The 19,202-nt window shown below is 41.2% G+C and carries 22 protein-coding genes; 8 read left to right on the top strand and 14 right to left on the bottom strand.

The window, feature by feature from the left end; translation table 11 throughout:
• The first annotated feature begins 17 nt into the window (after positions 1-17).
• Entirely contained in the window at positions 18-653 is a 636-nt protein-coding gene (locus QMA01_RS01200; protein ID WP_290214150.1) for a YigZ family protein, read from the top strand.
• A gap of 178 nt (positions 654-831) precedes the next feature.
• A complete protein-coding gene (locus QMA01_RS01195) occupies positions 832-1,866 on the top strand; it encodes an LCP family protein (protein WP_290214149.1) in 1,035 nt (344 codons plus the stop codon).
• Between the two features lie 121 nt (positions 1,867-1,987).
• On the opposite strand, the gene QMA01_RS01190 is transcribed toward QMA01_RS01195, so the two are convergent.
• Both QMA01_RS01190 and QMA01_RS01185 read right to left on the bottom strand, forming a co-directional pair.
• Entirely contained in the window at positions 1,988-3,064 is a 1,077-nt protein-coding gene (locus QMA01_RS01190; protein ID WP_290214148.1) for a glycosyltransferase family 4 protein, read from the bottom strand.
• Between the two features lie 199 nt (positions 3,065-3,263).
• Positions 3,264-4,226 (bottom strand): NAD-dependent epimerase/dehydratase family protein, encoded by a 963-nt coding sequence (locus QMA01_RS01185; RefSeq protein ID WP_290214147.1) that lies wholly within the window; start codon positions 4,224-4,226, stop codon positions 3,264-3,266.
• 105 nt (positions 4,227-4,331) lie between these two features.
• On the opposite strand from QMA01_RS01185, the gene QMA01_RS01180 reads away from it, so the two are divergent.
• The 3 genes from QMA01_RS01180 (at position 4,332) to brnQ (ending at position 6,325) form a co-directional block, all read left to right on the top strand.
• A complete protein-coding gene (locus QMA01_RS01180) occupies positions 4,332-4,634 on the top strand; it encodes a hypothetical protein (RefSeq protein WP_290184362.1) in 303 nt (100 codons plus the stop codon).
• A gap of 64 nt (positions 4,635-4,698) precedes the next feature.
• On the top strand, positions 4,699-4,881 hold the full coding sequence (locus QMA01_RS01175; RefSeq protein WP_191713824.1) for a CsbD family protein: 183 nt from the start codon (positions 4,699-4,701) through the stop codon (positions 4,879-4,881).
• Positions 4,882-4,999: 118 nt separating this feature from the next.
• On the top strand, positions 5,000-6,325 hold the full coding sequence (brnQ, locus tag QMA01_RS01170; protein ID WP_290214146.1) for a branched-chain amino acid transport system II carrier protein: 1,326 nt from the start codon (positions 5,000-5,002) through the stop codon (positions 6,323-6,325).
• A 38-nt stretch (positions 6,326-6,363) separates the two neighbouring features.
• Here the strand turns inward: brnQ and QMA01_RS01165 are convergent, their stop codons facing one another.
• From QMA01_RS01165 to QMA01_RS01155, 3 genes are all read right to left on the bottom strand, one after another.
• A complete protein-coding gene (locus QMA01_RS01165; RefSeq protein ID WP_290214145.1) occupies positions 6,364-7,236 on the bottom strand; it encodes a YflT domain-containing protein in 873 nt (290 codons plus the stop codon).
• Between the two features lie 74 nt (positions 7,237-7,310).
• A complete protein-coding gene (locus tag QMA01_RS01160; protein ID WP_290214144.1) occupies positions 7,311-7,460 on the bottom strand; it encodes a hypothetical protein in 150 nt (49 codons plus the stop codon).
• A gap of 112 nt (positions 7,461-7,572) precedes the next feature.
• Positions 7,573-8,166: a YflT domain-containing protein gene (locus QMA01_RS01155; RefSeq protein ID WP_290214143.1), complete on the bottom strand. Its 594-nt coding sequence runs from the start codon at positions 8,164-8,166 to the stop codon at positions 7,573-7,575.
• Positions 8,167-8,687: 521 nt separating this feature from the next.
• Here QMA01_RS01155 and QMA01_RS01150 point away from each other — a divergent pair.
• The 3 genes from QMA01_RS01150 to QMA01_RS01140 all read left to right on the top strand — a co-directional run bounded on the left by QMA01_RS01150 (position 8,688) and on the right by QMA01_RS01140 (position 11,054).
• Complete coding sequence (locus tag QMA01_RS01150; protein WP_290214142.1) at positions 8,688-9,974, top strand: helix-turn-helix domain-containing protein; 1,287 nt, start codon at positions 8,688-8,690, stop codon at positions 9,972-9,974.
• A gap of 11 nt (positions 9,975-9,985) precedes the next feature.
• Complete coding sequence (locus tag QMA01_RS01145) at positions 9,986-10,345, top strand: hypothetical protein (protein ID WP_290214141.1); 360 nt, start codon at positions 9,986-9,988, stop codon at positions 10,343-10,345.
• A gap of 100 nt (positions 10,346-10,445) precedes the next feature.
• On the top strand, positions 10,446-11,054 hold the full coding sequence (locus QMA01_RS01140) for a DUF3267 domain-containing protein (RefSeq protein WP_290184350.1): 609 nt from the start codon (positions 10,446-10,448) through the stop codon (positions 11,052-11,054).
• A 15-nt stretch (positions 11,055-11,069) separates the two neighbouring features.
• Here the strand turns inward: QMA01_RS01140 and QMA01_RS01135 are convergent, their stop codons facing one another.
• The 9 genes from QMA01_RS01135 to QMA01_RS01095 all read right to left on the bottom strand — a co-directional run bounded on the left by QMA01_RS01135 (position 11,070) and on the right by QMA01_RS01095 (position 19,168).
• The gene (locus QMA01_RS01135) at positions 11,070-11,804 is read right to left on the bottom strand and encodes a gamma-glutamyl-gamma-aminobutyrate hydrolase family protein (protein WP_191713817.1); all 735 of its coding nucleotides are present in this window, start codon (positions 11,802-11,804) and stop codon (positions 11,070-11,072) included.
• 191 nt (positions 11,805-11,995) lie between these two features.
• A complete protein-coding gene (locus QMA01_RS01130) occupies positions 11,996-12,319 on the bottom strand; it encodes an MGMT family protein (protein ID WP_191713816.1) in 324 nt (107 codons plus the stop codon).
• A 24-nt stretch (positions 12,320-12,343) separates the two neighbouring features.
• The gene (locus QMA01_RS01125; RefSeq protein ID WP_290184349.1) at positions 12,344-12,826 is read right to left on the bottom strand and encodes a hypothetical protein; all 483 of its coding nucleotides are present in this window, start codon (positions 12,824-12,826) and stop codon (positions 12,344-12,346) included.
• Positions 12,827-12,881: 55 nt separating this feature from the next.
• Positions 12,882-13,895, bottom strand: a complete 1,014-nt coding sequence (locus QMA01_RS01120; RefSeq protein WP_290214140.1) for a GNAT family N-acetyltransferase — start codon at positions 13,893-13,895, stop codon at positions 12,882-12,884.
• 28 nt (positions 13,896-13,923) lie between these two features.
• Positions 13,924-14,571, bottom strand: a complete 648-nt coding sequence (locus QMA01_RS01115; RefSeq protein ID WP_290214139.1) for a YveK family protein — start codon at positions 14,569-14,571, stop codon at positions 13,924-13,926.
• Between the two features lie 386 nt (positions 14,572-14,957).
• Positions 14,958-15,257, bottom strand: a complete 300-nt coding sequence (locus QMA01_RS01110) for a hypothetical protein (RefSeq protein WP_290214138.1) — start codon at positions 15,255-15,257, stop codon at positions 14,958-14,960.
• 179 nt (positions 15,258-15,436) lie between these two features.
• Positions 15,437-16,738 (bottom strand): M20 family metallo-hydrolase, encoded by a 1,302-nt coding sequence (locus QMA01_RS01105; RefSeq protein ID WP_290214137.1) that lies wholly within the window; start codon positions 16,736-16,738, stop codon positions 15,437-15,439.
• A gap of 38 nt (positions 16,739-16,776) precedes the next feature.
• Positions 16,777-17,952, bottom strand: a complete 1,176-nt coding sequence (locus QMA01_RS01100; RefSeq protein WP_290214136.1) for an amidohydrolase — start codon at positions 17,950-17,952, stop codon at positions 16,777-16,779.
• A gap of 19 nt (positions 17,953-17,971) precedes the next feature.
• The gene (locus tag QMA01_RS01095; protein ID WP_203339269.1) at positions 17,972-19,168 is read right to left on the bottom strand and encodes a hypothetical protein; all 1,197 of its coding nucleotides are present in this window, start codon (positions 19,166-19,168) and stop codon (positions 17,972-17,974) included.
• Positions 19,169-19,202: the final 34 nt, after the last annotated feature.

Raw genomic sequence — 19,202 nt, 5'->3', positions numbered from 1 at the left:
CAACAGGAGGCGCTAAATTGCGAGAAAATTACACAACTGTAGGCGATTCTGCCAATGCAGAAATACTTATCCAAAAATCCAGGTTCATCGGACATGTAGCACGCGCTGAAACAGAACAGCAGGCGCTTGACTTCATTGATTCGATCAAACTCTTGCACCGGACAGCCACCCACAATTGCTCAGCTTACCTTATCGGAGAACACGATTCTATCCAAAAGGCAAATGACGATGGAGAACCTAGTGGCACTGCCGGGTTCCCCATGCTTGAAGTCTTAAAAAAACAAGGCTTGAAAGATACTGTACTGGTGGTCACCCGATATTATGGCGGCATAAAATTGGGCAGTGGCGGTTTAATTCGGGCATATGGCAAATCGGCTTCCGCAGCTATTGCTGCTGCAGGCGTTGTAGAAAGAAAACTTCATCATTTGATGAAAGCTTCTATAGACTATACATGGCTCGGTAAACTTGAAAACGAAATTCGTCAGTCCCCGTATCCGCTTGACCGCTTAGAATACATGGAAGGTGTAGACATCTATATTTACGTTCCTGTTGAAAAAGAGCAGGAATTCATCGATTGGATAAATGAAATGACGAATGGACAAGCAGACGTCAGCATCACGAGCAGTGAATTCCTCGAATTTTCAAAGTCATGATTCTTTTCATTTACGGCTGTTAAAAATCACTGTATAATGTCAACAGCACAGAAAAAACAGATTGTCGGCACATACAAAATTTTTTTTCAAGAGCAAAAAGCCTGTCGCTAATTAAGAAAATGGATTTATCCGAACAGATAACTCGGTTGGCCCATTACCTATAGAGGAGCAAATAAATATGAACCGAAAACATTATCGGAAAACCAAGTCGGACAGGAAACGAACAATTATAAAAGTGATTCTCACTTTAGTTGTTTCATTGTTGATCTGTGTTTCAGCTTACGGGATTTACCTGGTCAAACAAGCGGAATTGGCCGTCAACAGCGCTTATGAGTCTACAGGAAACGTAGATGAACCGGTTGAACCGCTTACGGACAACATCTCCATCCTGTTCATTGGCGTGGATGACAGCCAAGAACGCAACCAAAGTGACGACAATATCCGTTCAGATGCACTCGTCCTGGCAACATTGAACAACCAGGACAAGTCCATTAAACTGGTCAGTATCCCTCGTGATACGTATACCTATATTCCGGATAGCGGAAAAGAAGATAAAATCACTCATGCTTATGCTTTGAATGGGCCGAGTTCAACCATCGAAAGTGTAGAAGGACTTTTGGAAGTACCGGTAAATTATTACCTGCGGATGAACTTTGACGCCTTCATCGATGTGATTGATGCCCTCGGCGGCATTAAAGTAGAAGTGCCTTATGACATCACGGAACAAGATGAAAATGATTCGCAGGATGCCATTGAACTAAAAGAAGGCATCCAGTTCCTGAATGGCAGCGAAGCGCTGGCACTTGCGAGAACACGCCATTACGATAATGACATTGAACGGGGCAAACGCCAGCAAATGATTCTTGAATCCATTATGAACCGCGCCTTATCAGTCGGTTCAATCACCAAATACGGTGATGTTTTCGAAGCAGTTGGAGACAACATGAAAACGAACATGAGATTCGAGGATATGCGTGCATTGTTCGAATACGCTAAAAACGGTAAACCAGACGTGGAAACCATTACGCTTGACGGTTATGATGATATGTCCACCGGGATTTACTATTGGAAATTGAAAGAAGAATCCCTGATGGAAATACAAGATGTTCTGCAAAGCCACCTCGGTTTAAAACCGGATACGTCCAACTTAACCACCAATGAGATAGAACAAAACGTAGCAAGAGACCTAGCAGAAGACGACACATCACAGTGAAAACTGTGGTGTTTTTTTTCGTTCAATCGTCTCTAGAGCTTTCTAAAGCATTCCCCGTATCTTTTACCCAAAAGAAAAAAAGATTGAAATCAAAGCAATGCGCTTCAAGTTCAATCTTTTTTTATTTGCCTATAAATTTAACAAGATTCAATAATGGCCGGTAATTCTTCCCTGCCAACCCAACAACCTCAACGAACAATTCAATTGCCACCAGCATGACGCTGATCAACAGGATTCCTCCCCATAAGGTCGCCTGAGAAAACAATAGCGCTGCAAGCCCGAACAAAGCGGCAATTCCATAAATGATCAGCACGGTTTGGCTATGTGAAAAGCCGATGTTCAGTAAACAATGATGCAAATGGGACTTGTCTGCTTCTGAAATCGATTTCTTTTCACGCACTCTCCGAACGATGGCAAAAAACGTATCTGAAATTGGTACGCCGAGCATGATGATCGGAATGATCAATGCCACAACTGTGACATTCTTGAATCCCATCAAGGCCAAGACTGAAATCATGAAACCTAGGAACAATGCTCCGGTATCACCCATGAAAATTTTTGCAGGGTGGAAATTATAGACCAGAAATCCTGATGTGCTCGCTGCCAAAAGTGCAGCCATCGACATAACATAAACATCGCCCATAATGAAAGCCATTGCTGCCAGTGTCAATAGAGCGACTGTCGAAACGCCAGCTGCCAATCCATCAAGTCCATCAATTAAATTGATGGCGTTGGTGATTCCGACTATCCACAGAATCGTCAATGGAATACTCAAATAACCAAAATCCAAAACACCACCGAATGGCAGGTTGATGAAAGAAATTTCAAGTCCCCCGCCGACTACGACAATTCCTGCAGCTACCAATTGACCGAGTAGTTTCGCTTTTGCGCTGATTTCATACATATCATCCAGTACACCCGTGATGATAATCAATAAAGCGCCTATGATTATAGCTGTTTCAATCGGAATAAATGATGCTTCAATTGCATTGGAAATCGGATCTTGAGGTTTTAATATAAAATATGCTATCAAAAATGAACCAAAAATGGCTAACCCGCCTAAACGCGGCATAATTCTCGCATGAACTTTTCGGTAATTTGGTCGGTCAACTGCTCCTACGCGAAAAGCAATGCGTTTAACAATCGGAGTCAGCAAAATCGAAGTGATAAATGCCAAGACCATGGTAAGGTATAGCATATCTTTCCTCCTTAAAACATCTTCTATACATACATATCCATTGTCATTATAGCACGACTGGAACAGAAATAAAGAAAAACCTGTCTCTTCATTCCCTCTATATAGTATAGGACGCTCCCTCTTTCACAAAGTTTCAGCTGTACATATTTTGGTTAAACGATGTGTACAACCGTGTTGGAAGAATGGATTCTTTTTCAAATCACTTCATTATTTTATTCAATAATTCACGTTCCCTATTTTCACTAATTCCTGTTTTTAATCGTGACAAGCCCTCTTTCTGAGGCCACTCCAAAGTATCTTGGGCAGACTGCTTCACAGAACGCATGCCCAGCCCTGCACCTTTCGCTTTTTCATTGTCCACCAGCAGGAAGCCTTCCGGAAATTCTGCAGAAAATGGAATCCAAAACGGCAATTCGAATGCTTTCATCCCTTGTTCCAACAAAAAATGATCATCCGCCCAAACACAATCCGCTTCGCCACCATTTAAAGTTCGGACAAGTTCTTCCATAGACACAGCATCAGCCGCCACATTATAGACACCCGTCGTTTTATTTTCCATTTGAAGTACTGTGAACTCAGCTAAGTCTCTCGCGTCAACCCACTGAATTTTTCTTTCCTTACTGCCGGGAACGAGGACAGGGCCTTTGCCGTTTAATTTCATCACCCAATATGTAAAACGGTCTGTTGGGTCATACGGACCTACCACAATGCCCGGTCGAAGAATCAACGCCTTATCTGATAAAGTCTTTTCTATATAATTTTCACACATCACTTTTAACGGCCCATATGTACTTCCAGTAACCTCATCTTCTGTCACCTCCGTTTTAAAGAGGGATCCACTTTCTCGGACAGGGCCATTTTTAAAATCATCGTATACGGATATGGTCGAGATAAAGATATAATGGTTTGTTTTAAGATTCTTAAGAACTGGTTTTAAATCAGCTGGCGTGTAAGCTGACGAATCAATAACTGCATCCCATTTTTCTATTGCCAGTTTTTCTGCATCTTTCCTTCGGTCCCCCAGTATTTTCTGCAGTTGCGGAAAAAGGTGCGGATTGCTTTTGCCCCGATTGAACAAAACTACCTCATGCTCTTTTTCCAACAGTGCCTCTACTATATGACGCCCTACAAAAGATGTGCCTCCAATAACTAATATTTTCATATGAATGCTCCTTTATAAGTAATTTTGCTTACTATATCAATCATAATATGATATATTGAATAAAATAGCACGAATTTTCAAATATTTTTTAGGGGTGCAAACTAGATGGATGATGCAATACAATTTTATTCACTGAAGACAGTGTGGACGCCTTGGGATGAAGCCGCTGTTTTGAAAATGGACTACCAGTCCCGCGCAGAGCTGGCTAGCATCATTAATTGTGAAGGATTGCTTGTAGACCTATCGATGGACCAGCATGCTGAAGTAAGGTTCGGCGTCGCACAAAACGACCATACGCCTCTTCAAACATTAACGAGGCTTAGCGAGGAAGATTTATGCATTACGGTTAAAGAAACCGCCTCAAAAACTTTATGGAATCTTTCTGCCAAATCCGAATCTACCCGATAATGTTTAGATTCTTCTTCAGAAGGATATTATATAAGTAGTTATAAATTTGAAGGAGGAGTTATTGATGAGCGACAACAACGGATTCTCTGATAAATTAAAAGGTGCAGTAAACAAAGGCAAAGGCGAAGTGAAGGATCAAATCGGAAATGCTACAAACGATCCCAACAAACAGGCTGAAGGTAAAATCGATAAAGCCAAAGGAAACGTCCAAGATAAGATCGGCGATTTCAAAAAAGATAATAAGTAATCCGAAACCCGGTTTTCTAACCGGGTTTTTCTTATGGCAAGATTAATGTTTTCAAAAGTGCAAGAATTCGGTTATAATGAAAATTCGTGCATCCATGTTATTTATTAAGGAGTTTTTTATGGAAAAGAAGGCGCTTACAAATACAGAGATTTTTACATTGGGACTTATGCTTTTCGCCTTGTTCCTCGGAGCAGGAAATATTATATTCCCTCCTTATCTAGGACAGCTTGCCGGGGATGAGTTGGCGATCGCTGTAACTGGTTTCTTGTTGACAGGGGTAGGTCTGCCTCTACTTGGAATTTTAGCGATTGCCAAAGCCGGAGGAGACCTTCAATCTATAGCGGGACGTGTCAATCCAGTTTTCGGTATCGTCTTCACCTTGATTGTTTACCTGGCAATCGGGCCTTTCTTTGGAATCCCTCGTACAGCTACAGTAGCTTTTGAAATCGGGACCGCACCTTTTCTTCCAGCTGATTTTGCAGAACCATTCTGGTCTTTATTTATCTTCACTCTTGTCTTCTTTATCATTACGGTGCTGTTTGCAATGAATCCAACAAAGTTGGTGGACAGAATCGGCAAAATTTTAACTCCTTTGCTGATCTTGGTCATTGGACTGTTGGCTGTAAAAAGCTTTTTGACTCCAATGGGCTCCATCAATTCTCCGATTGGAAATTATGATACGGAAGCGTTTTTCGAAAGCTTTCTGCAAGGCTATCTGACAATGGATGCAATTGCTGCGCTTGTTTTTGGAATTGTCATCATTCAATCTATACAAAATAAAGGGGTTACGGATACCCGGACAATATTGAAATCGACTGCGTATGCCGGTTTTATAGCAGCCATCGGCATGTCTGCCGTTTACATATCGTTAAGTTATATTGGCGCGACGAGTGTTGATTCCATTGGCCTACAGGACAATGGCGGCATCGTTATCGCCATGGCTTCACGTGTTTTGTACGGAGATATCGGTGGAATCATTTTGTCTGCCGCGATCACCTTCGCGTGTTTGACGACTTCAATCGGCCTGGTTTCTGCAACAGCACAATTTTTTTATAAGATATTTCCGAAGATTTCCTATATCGTTTATGTATTATTTTTTGCAGGGTTCTCCGCCGTTATCGCCAATGTGGGCTTAACGCAATTAATCGCTATCTCGCTTCCGGTGTTATTAGCAATTTATCCGATAGCGATTGTCTTAGTCATTTTGTCGTTCTTTGATCTCATGTTCTATCGGAAGCCTTATGTGTATATATTGGCACTTGGAGCGACCGCAATTGTCAGTATTTTCGATGCACTTCGTTCCACTGGAATTATGTTTGAACCAATAGATGCTTTGTTAAGCCACCTGTTGTTTTTTGAACAAGGCATCGGCTGGATAGCCCCAGCTTTTGTCGGGACTTTAATCGGCGTCATCATTGCGCGCTTATCCCATCGTACGAATTAAAGGAGCCTTCCCGGTGTATCGGGAGGCTCCTTTTTTCTTTAAAACAATCTTGGCGATGGCGGAGTATCATTGTTTTTGCTTTTTTCTTCTTGTTCATTGTAGTGTTCGCGCTTGTTTCTTGGTTTATCCAAATCATCTCTGCGCTCGTCATTCAGCAGATGCTCTTCTTCTGAATCACGCCCAAAAGGTGCAGGCCCTAAATTCGGATCCACTCCAGGAGAAGGTTCATCTTGACGGCGGTTGACACCGTCTTCACGCAATAGATTGTCTTCTCCTTCTTTAGTCTGTAAACCGGGCTCATGGTCCAATTCCTTCTCACGAGCAGACCCTTCATCTTTGTTCAATCCAGCAGTTGGATGGATTTCATCCCCTTTTAGGCGAGAGTCCTGTAATCGGTCACTCTTTCCTGCGCGGGCATGCTGGTCTTCTCTGGAAACTTCGCGCGCATAGATTTCATCTGGGTTATGGGGTTTGTCATCGTAGCGAGGAATAACTTTGTCGCCAGATCTTTGTCCGCTGCTGCCTTCCATATCCATCGGATCGTTGGAATCATCTAATGATGAGAAATGTTCATCTTCACCGGATATCGCTTGCCCATCTGTATAAAGAAGGACGGCGCCTTTTTCGATTTCACGTTCGTAGTCGTCTGCCCGGTCCTTGTTCAAGTTAAACCGGTCAAGCTCTTTTCTGACGATATCTTTTCCACTAAGAAAAGATTTAAAGCGATTAGAGATGGAGTTCGCTTGGTCTGCCTGAACGCCTTCTTTTCCGGCCGATTCAACAACTCCTCTATCATTCGCCAACAAATGAATATCTCCTTCATGATAGCCTTTCGCTTTTAATGCCTGTATGGCTGTTTCCATTTCTGCTTTGCTGTAGACGATTTCAAACTCACGATTTCCCGATCTCATTATAAAACCTCCTGTGTACTGTGTTACTTTTGTTTACCCATTCAGATGGATACCTAAAACCTGGAACCGGGAGTTCAGGCAATATTGATGCCTGTAAAAAGGGGGTGTCCCAAAAGGTCATGAAAAATGACTTTTGGTGACAGCCCTTTTGTTGTTCCCGAAAGACCCGGCAGATGTCCATTGCGGTGGACGCGTTCCGTGGGCACGGCTTCTGCGGCTTCCATTCCATCAGCCAGCTGCTCTCAGAAAACGTATTCCCCCATCAAAAAACAGCGGAAGAGAAAGGCTTTCTATCTCTCCCGCTGTTTTATTTTAGAGACTCATGGGACAGCCCCTTTATTTGTACTTCCGATCGCTTTGGCTATGCTTTTCAGCTTCACTGGAGCCGCCTCTAGCTTTCTCGACATCCGGATTTTCTTGGGTAGTGAATGAATTATGTTTTTCATCTTTCACTAAGGTCGGATCCTGCATGAATGTTTCTCCACGGGCAAAACGATCTTCCTGTTCATCAAAGTTATTGTCAACCGAATTGATATACTGCTGTCTTTGCAGATCATTCGGATTTTCCTGTCCCGCAGCTACATTTTTATTTGAAATCACGTCTATAATGGTTTTATTTTCTTCATCTTTGTATATTAAGATTCCACCTTTTGCGAGATCAGCCGTATAGCGTTCTGTTTCCGAATCCGAAAGGCCCAATGATTTCACTCCTTCACGGACACCACTCTCACCTGAAATAAATCCTTTAAACTTATCAGCAAATGAATCGACTTCTTTTTTATCGAAAGCGTAGTTGTCAAAATGCTTTACGTCTTTGGCGATGATGTGAAGATCGCGTTCCTCATACCCCGCATTCTTTAAATCTTCCACTTTTCTTTGCAGATCACTTTCCGAAAATACCACTGCCAATACTTTTTTATCCGCATCCATATAAAAACCTCCATAACATTATAAAATTTCCTATTCTTTCTTTACCCTCGATGGAAACATCCATAACATTCTTTAGGAGCAGAATAAAAAAATCCCTCATGAATATACTATGATCAGGTATAAAACACAGGAAATCAGCGTACTTTGCTTGTGTAACTATTTTTTCAAAAATGAAAAGTTCAAATAAGAGTTATTAGCGCTTTAATAAATATTGGATAAATATACCCATAAAAATAACTTTTATGAGTATTCAGTTACTCAACAATTACCGGAGTAGGCTTTTATTCCCTTTTTTCTCTTTTTATCGAAATCTAAAATAAAAAAGCAGTTTATTTCGAAAATTGATGATATCATGTATAAAAGATGTAAAAACAAAGCAACTATGGGATGTGGAGGCGGCAATTATCGTACTTAGCGATCTATTTTCTTCTTACTTCTCGGACGATCCGAAAAAGGCGGAAAACAACTCTCCTACATGGATGACAGAAGTACTGCCCTTGCAAAAGGAAAGGAGAGCAGTAATGGACACGGGAATGCGTTTGAAATACCATCGTTTAAAAAAGAAAATTAGTTTAGAAGAATTAGCCTCTGGCATACTGACTCCCAGGGAACTGAAAAAAATTGAAACCGGCCTCAAAGATCCAGCATTGAAGGACCTTGAAGCTTTATGTAAAAAGTTAAAAATACCATTGGCATCCAAGGATAATCCCATTGGAAAAGTTTTAGTAAAAAATTTCAAGAATGCCCTACTACATCCTCAAAATAAAGGGAAAATCATGGAGTATTACTCTGATATTCAAGACCATCCTTTATTGCATGTTGATGAAGATGTAGAGTTAGAATATGCCATACAACAAATCAGGTATTTTATCATCACAGGAGACTTAGATAGCGCTGAAGATAAATTAAAGGAAATGAATCGTTTCACTGAGTTTATGAATCAGGAACAGTTTTATTTGTTCCACAAATATAATGGGAATTATCATTACATTTTAAATGATTATGAGACCGCACTCCAAACTTATTTAATGGCTGAAAAAATAGCTCCTCAAGCAATACCAGGTTCTGAAATAGGGGATTTATATTATTCTATTGGGATATCTGCTACACAATGCCGTGAAACTGGTATAGGAAATAAATATTCCCATCTTGCTTTAAAAATTTACCAGCAGGAATTTATTCCGAAAAGAATTGTCGAATGCCATTTAAATTTAGCTATTAATGAACGTAGAATAGGAAATTTCACAACTGCAAAAGAACATCTTAAGAATGCTTTAACCATTGGGAAAAAACTTGATAATGATATTTTGAAGTTTACTACCGAGTATAACTATGGATATTTTTATTTTCATTTCCAAGATTATAAGTTAGCAAAACTTCATATAACAAACTCTTTAGAATTTATTCCAAAAGAATATACCTCTGACTTACTTTCAGCATATTGTATTCTTATTAAATGCAATGTAGAACTAGAAGATTTAGAAGAAGCTATTATTTTAGTCCAAAAGGGAGAAGCTCTCATAGAAGGAATAAACCTAGTACTTGAATCTCCTACTAATAAAGCTTTTAGAGAAATCTTATACGAATTCAAAGGACTAGTTCAGTTGATAAAAGGTGACGATGACAAGTTTGAATATTATTGCCAACTCTTGCTTCCTATATTGAGCCAAAATGGTAATCTTTTCGAAAAGGGTTATTACCTAGATCTATTAGGTAAAACATATTTTAAGCGAGGTGACTTCGAAAAAGCAGCTATTACATTTAATGAATCCAAACAATGCTATAAAGATCTAATGACTGTCAAATGAGGAGTGGGAAAATGAGAAAATTACTTATTGTATCTTTTGCATCCATACTTTTAACTACAGGATTTTTAGCACCAAATTCCGAAGTAGAGACAGCTGTCAATGACCGTGTTCCTGAACCTTGGGCTGTGAAGCAGCTTGCTGTCAATGACCGCGTTCCTGAACCTTGGGCTGTGAAGCAGCTTGCTGTCAATGACCGTGTTCCTGAACCTTGGGCTGTGAAGCAGCTTGCTGTTAATGACCGTGTTCCTGAACCTTGGGCTGTGAAGCAGCTTGCTGTTAATGACCGTGTTCCTGAACCTTGGGCTGTGAAGCAGCTTGCTGTTAATGATCGTGTTCCTGAACCTTGGTCCGTTAAAAATCAACAGGCTTAGTATTCTTTCTACTCCTACCCAGACTGTCGCTTATTCACTTGGCGACAGTCTTTTTACTTTTAAAGTTCGTTCCTACTTCTATCTACAAGGAGGAATATGCATGGGGAAGAAGATGAATGAAAATACTCTTAGTTTGCCACCTCATTATAATATAGAGCGCACAATCGATTTAGCTCAGGATAAGCATCTTAATGTTTTGATCCAGTCCTGCTTTGTCTTGATCACTGGCATTTTGATTGGCTTAGCTTTATGGACAGGCTTGCCTTTATCTAGCACTTTGAATCCTTTCTTGTCTTTTTTTATTACCGTTGTTTTGGTTTTAGTTTATATGGCTCTTCATGAAACCATGCACGCAGTCTTCATAAAGATCTTTTCCCGCAGCCGCCCTGCCTATCGAATTCGGTTTCCGTTCCTTTCAGTTGGCAGTGAAGCTTATTTTAATCGAAGAAGTTTTATCATCATCGCTTTGGCACCTGTAACGATATGGGGAGCAGCATTGATTTCCCTATTGGCCCTCGTTCCGAACCCCTTGTTTCTAAGTGTTTATATTTTAATGATCGTAAACTTTGCAGGTTCTGCCGGAGATTATATACAGGCTTATATCGCATTAACCTCGCCGGCAGACACACTATTTCAGGACAACGGAAAAGCAACCGCTCTATTTACTCCTGAAGGCAATAAAAAAGATTCAGGGATAAGAGATCCCTGAATCTTTTTTCTGTATTTATTGATTTTGCTTTTTGTCTACCAGGCATTCGTCAACAAAACGCTTAAATATGTTCATGGAAGCATCATCGCCTTGAAGAGCGAATTCTTCTGGATGCCATTGGATGCCCATAGCGAATTGATGGTGCTTGCTTTCCAATGCTTCCACCAGACCATCAGCAGCATAAGCGGCTACCGTCAATTGATCCGAAACGTCTTTGACGCCTTGATGGTGGAAAGAGTTCACATTGAATTTTTTCTCTTTCATAATCTCATACAGTAGGCTTTCGTCTTCCAAAGTTACCGAATGGGTACGATGTGTCCGCATAGCCATTTGTTTGTGCTGATGCAAATTGCCTTCAAATTGAGCCTCTAAATCCTGATAATTTGTGCCACCTAATGAAATATTTAACATCTGCAACCCACGGCACATTCCGATAAACGGTTTATCGAGTTCAAGAAACTTCAAAATCAGTTCTTTTTCATACTCATCACTGCCAGGGTATACGGCGCCCAAGCGTAAATGTGGCTCTTCCCCGTACAAAGTAGGATTGATATCCCCACCTCCAGTGACAATCAAGCCGTCCAAGCGCTCGCATAACAAAGGGATGTCTTCTTTATCCACAATCGGTACTATCAGCGGCAAACCCCCAGCCTGCAAAATCGCTCTTCCGTATACTGGATCCAATGAGTAGGTTTGATCTTCTTCAACTCGTGCTGTAATCCCGATAACCGGTTTGTTTTCATTTGACATTTAACTTCCTCTTTTCCACTTATTCAAATTGTCCATTGTTCTATATACCCTTATTCATTAAAATGATAAACATTTAGCTTTCTACCAAGAACTCACTATTTCTATACCCAAGGATATTCTGTCTTATGCATACTTTGTATAAACCCTAATCCAGCTCAATAAAAAAACCCTTTTCAGGGCCTGATCAGATACTACTCTTTATCATCCGCGAAAGGAGTAAAGCGGTAACGGCTTAAATCGATGCAATCATCCTGGTCCACTTCTACCCCTTCTTCCTGCAGCGATTTCCGTTGAAAAAACCGCGACTCTTCATCGCGCAACATGATTCGTCCCTGTGCATTAACAATTCTATGCCAAGGCAAGTTATGCTTGGCACTCATGCTATGGAGAATACGCGTTACTTGCCGAGCAGCACGCGGGCTTCCAGCAACAGCAGCAACTTGTCCATAGGTCATAATTTTTCCCGGAGGAATCTCTTTGATGACAGCTACAGCTTTTTCTGTGAAAGTATGCATTTCTTCCATCCATTCAAATTTGTTTTATGAAGATGCCTTGTCTGATTGAGCCTTTACTTCCTTCAGCAAATCTCCATTTCGATAATCTGTCAGAAGTTCCTTAGCAAACTCGTACAACGGAAGTTTTCCTGTTTCCGTCGCCAGCCCCCCGCTCTCAGCATGTAGACATTTATAATACTCTACCATCCGATCAATCAATTCTTCAAGCCCCTGAAGCGACTCTTCCGCCTCATGCTGCAGTGGCCGTGACGCATCTATTTCTTTCGCTTCATTCAGATACAGGAATTTCATCTGGTCCAAGTCACTGACTGCCTGATCAAACACTTGCTGATTCTTATCCAGACGATAAAAATGTCTCCAAAAGATAAAAATCTCCTTTGCAACACCTAATTTTTTTGCGCCAAGAGAAGCATTTAACCCCTCCACCACACATATTTCATACATAATCTTTCTTAACGACTTCTTATATTCTCTTTCTACGACGCCCTTATATTGCATGTATCTCATTATTATGCCTCCCCGGTATAATGTTGATCTTTATGCGTTTTATTCCGTCTGTCGTTTAGACGTTTCTGTATCGGCGAACGATATCATGATCTTCCAATGCCACCAATTGGTTATAAACTTCCTGGTCGTATACTTTCTGGCCAATGTAGAAAACCTCTGGTTCGCAATTTGCCATTTCTTTTTTCATCGGCTTTCCACTGTATACGTCCCCTTGGAAGTCTCCGCCCAAATGGAAATAAGCGTAATAATTCTCTTCTCCCCATTCAGCAACTTTCAGCAGCAGCTGCTGCATCGTTATTTCGTTATCTGCATTCGACAAACTGCCTTCCAAGTGGAAGTAGATTGTATCCCCCATAGATAGGACATAACAGGCAGAAACCAGTTTATTGTCGTGATAGGCACCGAATAAATGAAGGTTCGGCCCCATAGAACTGATAAGCGTTTCAAAGTAATCATTGGTGAAAAAATAATAGCTGTCTGACTCTTCTCTTCTTCTGGCAGCCGAATAATACAATACCAAAAACTCGAACATATGGCGTACAGTTCCCAACTTTTTGATTACCAAGTCAGAATTCTTCCCAAAACTGCCGTCGGAAAGCTGAGTAGCTGCTCCAGAAGCGAAGTAATCTCTCAGCCTGATTGTAAAGGTTTCGTACAGCGCAGATAACTTCAAGTGTTCTTTGAAAAAAAGAGCATTTCCTTTCAAAGGATGAAAACGGATGTACTCGGCAACGATCTTTTCCTTATGGCAGTACTCCGTAAAAGTTCCCCTGAAATTCGCAATCAACTTTGCATAGTCATTTTCGGCTTTAACCACTGGCCCTCCATATCCAAAAGGGGTTGTGATGTCAAAATACGTATTGCCGCGACTATTGGTTATATGCCTTTTAATGTAAGGGTAAGCTACTTCTCCTTCTTCATCTTTATAATAAAAAAGCAAAGCTTCTCCTGGATCCAATTTCAATGCACTAAAAAAATATTGGCTGGTATAATAAATATCCGTTATTTGCAGACTGTCGAGAATCTTTTGCCAGCGACTGTGCTGTTGTATCGATATTAGCTCAAACATAAATTCCACCCCTGCTTCACCTAGAAAATCACTTGAACACTGTCTGCAATTGATTCTCTTTTTTTCTTGCATCTTTTCTTATTTCAGCTGACGCTTTCGCTGATGTGCTTATGTATCCGGCAAGCAACTTAAAGATAAAACCCAGTATTGTCGCTGCTACTAAGCCCAGAACCCAATTCTCGGTTACGATATTTGCTTTTCGGGCTTCCACTGCCTGTAAAATAATCCGAATAGAAGCCGTGTCCAAATTTTTGCTCACGTTATTTTGGAATATAGAAGATAAGCTATTTGCAATTTCTACAGATTGCTGGCCGCTATCAGAAAAGGCAGTGATTGTAAGGATCGGAGAATCACTCGAATGATTTACTGTAATCTGCTTTTGAAGGTCAGAAAGGGATATTTCAAATTTCAGATCCGCTCTTAGTTCCTCCAATACTTTCGGGCTTTTAACAAAAGCAGCAAATGCTTCGATGGCTTGAGGATCCAAGCGATTACTATGCGATGCCACCTCTTGTAAAGCTCTCCCTTTTTCTTCTATAAGCAATTGACTTGATGCTTGGTACTTCGGATCCATAATAAAAGATGGAAAGAGCCAAACCGCCAACAGAAAGAGAGCAACAAAAACGGATAGGATCTGGGTATGATTTTTCAATTTCTCTATGAAATGGATCACCATCTTAAAACAACTCCTTGCAGTCCCCTTTCTTTGATATAAGAAGACAATTAATTTGAATTTATTTCTAAAAATTCAGATTATTATAGTTCATTTATATCATATTTTATTGACTCAATCTATACCTATAAGGATATTTTTTTAAATTCTCAAGGATAATATAAGTATTTAGTCTTTCATAATATTTTATTTTAAATTTAATTCCTATGTATTAGGTATAATTAACCACCACCGGTTTTTCATATGCTTATTATCAATCAAGGTAAAAAAAGCTGTGAAGTTGGAGCCTGTCTTCACTTTATTTTTCCCTGTTAAAACGGTTCCACTATAGCTAACCGAATTCAGCAAAAAAAAAAAAGCACCTCTCCTTCAATAGAGAGATGCTTTCATTATTCTTTCCATAGACCGATGATGCCGTTTCTTCGGTATATAATTTCTTTTGACTCAAGTGTTTTTAGAACTTTAGTCAATGTTTGGTGAGAAATATTAATGTCTGTTGTAATGTCTTTGATCGTTTTAAAGAGAACTCCTTCAGGTGAAGCATTCTTCAGAAAGTAGTGAATAAATTTCTCTCCAATTTCTGCCGTTTTTTCAGTTTCTGATGAAAAATACGACCGGCATTCATTGAGAAGCTTGTCTTCTGAAAAAAGCTTGGTTCTACTGGAATGCTGATTTTCCATTACTTTCATCTAACCACCTCCAAAAAGTATCAGCCACTTGGCATGTCCTTATTATTTCTATACCCTGTCTTGTTAAAATTATACACACATTTTTAATAAATACTGATAATTCCAAAAAAAATTTTAATTTTCCATTATGTGGATAAATAAAAATAAAAAAAACCGTTCCTTAGAACGGTTTTTCTCTATTATTGTTTCATTTTGTTTTCAATAAAGTCTTTCAATACATGAATTCCCATTACGCAGTCATTTAAGGATGACCATTCTTTTGGATTATGGCTGATGCCATCTTTGCTTCTGACAAACAACATGGCCACCGGCAAGTAACGTCCAAGATTCATGGCATCGTGTCCTGCTCCACTGGGGATATACTGTGGCGTAATTCCGTATTTTTCTAAAGAGGCTGCCAGCTGTTTCTGCAAGTCTTCAGCAATCGGTACCGGTTGGATTTTTGTATTCAGCTTAATATTCAGCAGAATATCGTTCTTTGCAGCAACCTTTTCTGCCTGTTCAATCAGCAAATCAATCAGTCGGTCTCTAGTTTCTTCGATGATATCCCGAATGTCGACAAGCAACTTCACTTTTTCCGGGATAACATTCGCCCCATTTGGAAAGACCTCTAATTTTCCGACTGTGGCCACTGCTGTATCACTGACTGTTTTCGGAAAATCCGGAATGGACTGCAGAAATTCAGCCGCCGTTACGAGAGAATCTCTCCTGCCAATCATCGGAGTGTTTCCAGCATGGCCCGCTTCTCCGATAAACTCCATTTCGAGCCAGGCAGGACCAGCTATGCCATTGACGATACCTACCGGCTGTGCGGCTTTTTCAAGCTTCTTGCCTTGCTCTATATGCACTTCTACAAACAATTCCAAGTCTGATAGATCTCTTTTAGCTTCTTCATAAGCATCAAGTGTACTGCCATACTGTTTCAGCACTTGTTCAAGAGTTTCTCCATTGTAATCCCGAAGCTGTTCCATTTCCTGTCTTGAGATGGCTCCCGTCATTGCCCGGCTTCCTGTTAATCCGCTGTTGAAACGGGATCCTTCTTCATCGGAAAAAATAATCACTTCATATGGCTTATCGGGGACATAGCCACTTTCTTTCCAGGACTCCGCCACTTCCAATGCAGACAGGACGCCAAGTGGCCCATCAAAATTCCCGCCGCTAGGTACGCTGTCCAGATGGGAACCTGAAGCAATTGCCGCCCCTTCCGTTTTTCCTTCCAGCCGTGCCATGAGATTGCCGGCACCGTCTTCTCGAATCGCTAGTCCTGCTTCAGACAGCCACTTTTTGACGAGTTCTTTTGCTTCTTTTTCTTCATTCGAGTAACCGGGCCGCTTTACGCCACCCACTTGCACAAATCCAATCTGAGATAATTCAAACAACCGCCTCGCAATCCGTTCGCCACGGATGCCTGAGTGGTCAAGGCGATCATCGTAGTCTTTCAGCAGATCTTCATATAAAGGATTGTCATTATTTGCTGGCATAACTTCCTCCTTGTTTTTGATTGGTGAAATCCGTTGGATCATTTAGTTAAGAACGCCCAGGCATATTGTGCATAGAGCTCAGCGCCTGTTTCCATTGCCTCTTCATCGATATTGAACTTGCCGTGATGGTGAGCCCATTCGGTATCTTTTTCTGGATTACCGCTTCCTACTAATGCGAAGCTGCCTGGTACTTCATCTAAATAGAATGAAAAATCTTCTCCGCCCATCGTCGGTTTTTCATCATAGATGGACTCTTCACCGAATGCTTCCCGTGCCACTTGCTGGACCAAATCGGCACTTTCTTTGCCATTGATGACGGCTTGTGTTCCTCTGATATACTCGACTTCAGCAGTTCCTCCGTAGATAGCCGCTGTGTTTTCAGCGTAGACTTGAAGCTGTTGTTCGATGTGGTCCCGTGTCGCAGGATCGAAGCACCTCACTGTTCCTTCGATTTCTGCATTTTCAGCAATGATGTTGAAACGCGTTCCAACAACCATCTTCCCGACAGTTACGACTGCTGCCTGTTGAGGATCAATGGTCCTCGATACTATGGACTGCAAATTCATGACAAAAGAAGAAGCGATGACAGCCGCATCAATACAGGCTTCCGGGATTGCTCCGTGTCCTCCTTGCCCTTTCAAATGAACTTTGAAAATATCAGCCGATGCAAATGAGGCTCCAGGATTGCAAGCGACAGTCTTTGTTGGGCTTTGGGACCAAATATGAATGCCGAACACATCATCGACACCCGCTACTGCACCTTGCTCAACCATTGCTTTTGCACCGGTCGCCACTTCTTCTGCCGGTTGGAAAATAAACCGCACATTCCCTGGAATGTCATCTTTCACGCTGGCCAATGCTTTTGCAGCAGCCAGCAGCATCGAAGTATGGGCATCATGGCCACATGCATGCATCTTCCCGAGTTCTTTTGATTTATAAGACAAATCCGCATTCAATTCTTCCACAGACAAAGCGTCCATATCGGCACGCAGGGCAACAGTTTTGCCTGCTTTTCCGCCTTTCAGCTCCCCAACAACACCGGTTGGCTCAGTTTTTCGCGCTTCAATCCCGAGCTCCGTTAGATAGTCAAAGACAAATTGGGAAGTTTGGTACTCTTCCCACGACAGTTCAGGTTCGCTGTGAAGCTTGCGCCGTATTTGAATCATTTCGTTGCTGTTTTCTTTTATGGCATTTTTGATGGTTTGATTGATCATGATGAATTTCCTCCAGTTCTTATAGGAAGCCGACAAATATACCGGCCAATATTACAGAAACGATTGTAACGGTGATGAATCCTGCCACAAGCATCGGCGGCAGCATATGGCTGGTCAGTACTTTCCGTTCTTCTTCGTCTTTCGTCAGTGAATTGATGACTTCCACCGTGATGATATAATCTGCCGGGAATCCATAAAGGGCTGTCAATGAAACCGCAAATGCCATTTCCTTGCTGACTTTAAGAAGTTTCCCGATGATGAATGAAAAGATGTACATCCCGATTACACCGATAACGATACAACCGATAAGCGGATACAGGATTTCAAGCATCATGCTCGGTGTAGCATTTTTCAATCCGTCGAAAATATAAAGCAATAAACCCATGATGGCGAATCCGAAGCCATTTGCTTTTTGCAGTGGATGGCGCTCAAGGAAACCGATGCTGCGTCCGATAACTCCGAACAGCAGACACAGGACGAACGGGCTTATTTCCACGATTGGAGCTGCAAGAGTTGAAGTCAGATACGCCAAGTAACCAACCAATGCCAACCTGAAAAATTTAAAGAAATCCGTATTGTATTTATCCGGCATATTGGCAAACATACGCGGTTCCTTGACCGCTTTGCCCGATGCCCCTGTTTGTTCACCAGGCAGCTGCTTTGCAGTCAATTCATTATTTCTGTATTTGTTCAATAAGTTCTGGCCTTCTTTTTTCAACATGATTGAAGTCAACGGATAGCCTGCAAACCCTTGAACAACATAAATGACGATGGCGAAGACAGCTAGCGTCGGAAGTCCAGCAGCTGCTGCCCCTTCTGACATGATCAACGCAGAAACCAATCCGCCAACCAATGGCGGAATCGCAACCACCACTGTTTCAAAATCAAACAGCAAAATTCCGATGCTGAACAATGCAGCAATAATCCCTAAAATTCCCGCTATGGCAATCAGAATTGTTTTCCACTGGTTTTTCAATTCTTCCAGAGATAACAAAGTCCCCATATTGGTGATCAACAGATAAATCAGCATAACAGCTACTGCAGGCGGAATTCCCGCAATCGCTACAATTTCAGGAGGAAAGAACGTCCAATATCCCAGCAGAAACAATACCCCACTGACAAATATTGAAGGAATCCAAGCTTTCGTTCGAGTTGAGATTACTTCGCCAATAAATAATACAAAAATCAAAATCGGTAATGCGAGCATCTGGGCCATTTCCATTTCCTCCTCTTTCTCTTAATAAGCTATT

This window comes from Planococcus notacanthi (assembly GCF_030407825.1).
Taxonomy (GTDB): domain Bacteria; phylum Bacillota; class Bacilli; order Bacillales_A; family Planococcaceae; genus Planococcus; species Planococcus notacanthi.
This window is presented reverse-complemented; position numbering and strand designations above follow the sequence as displayed.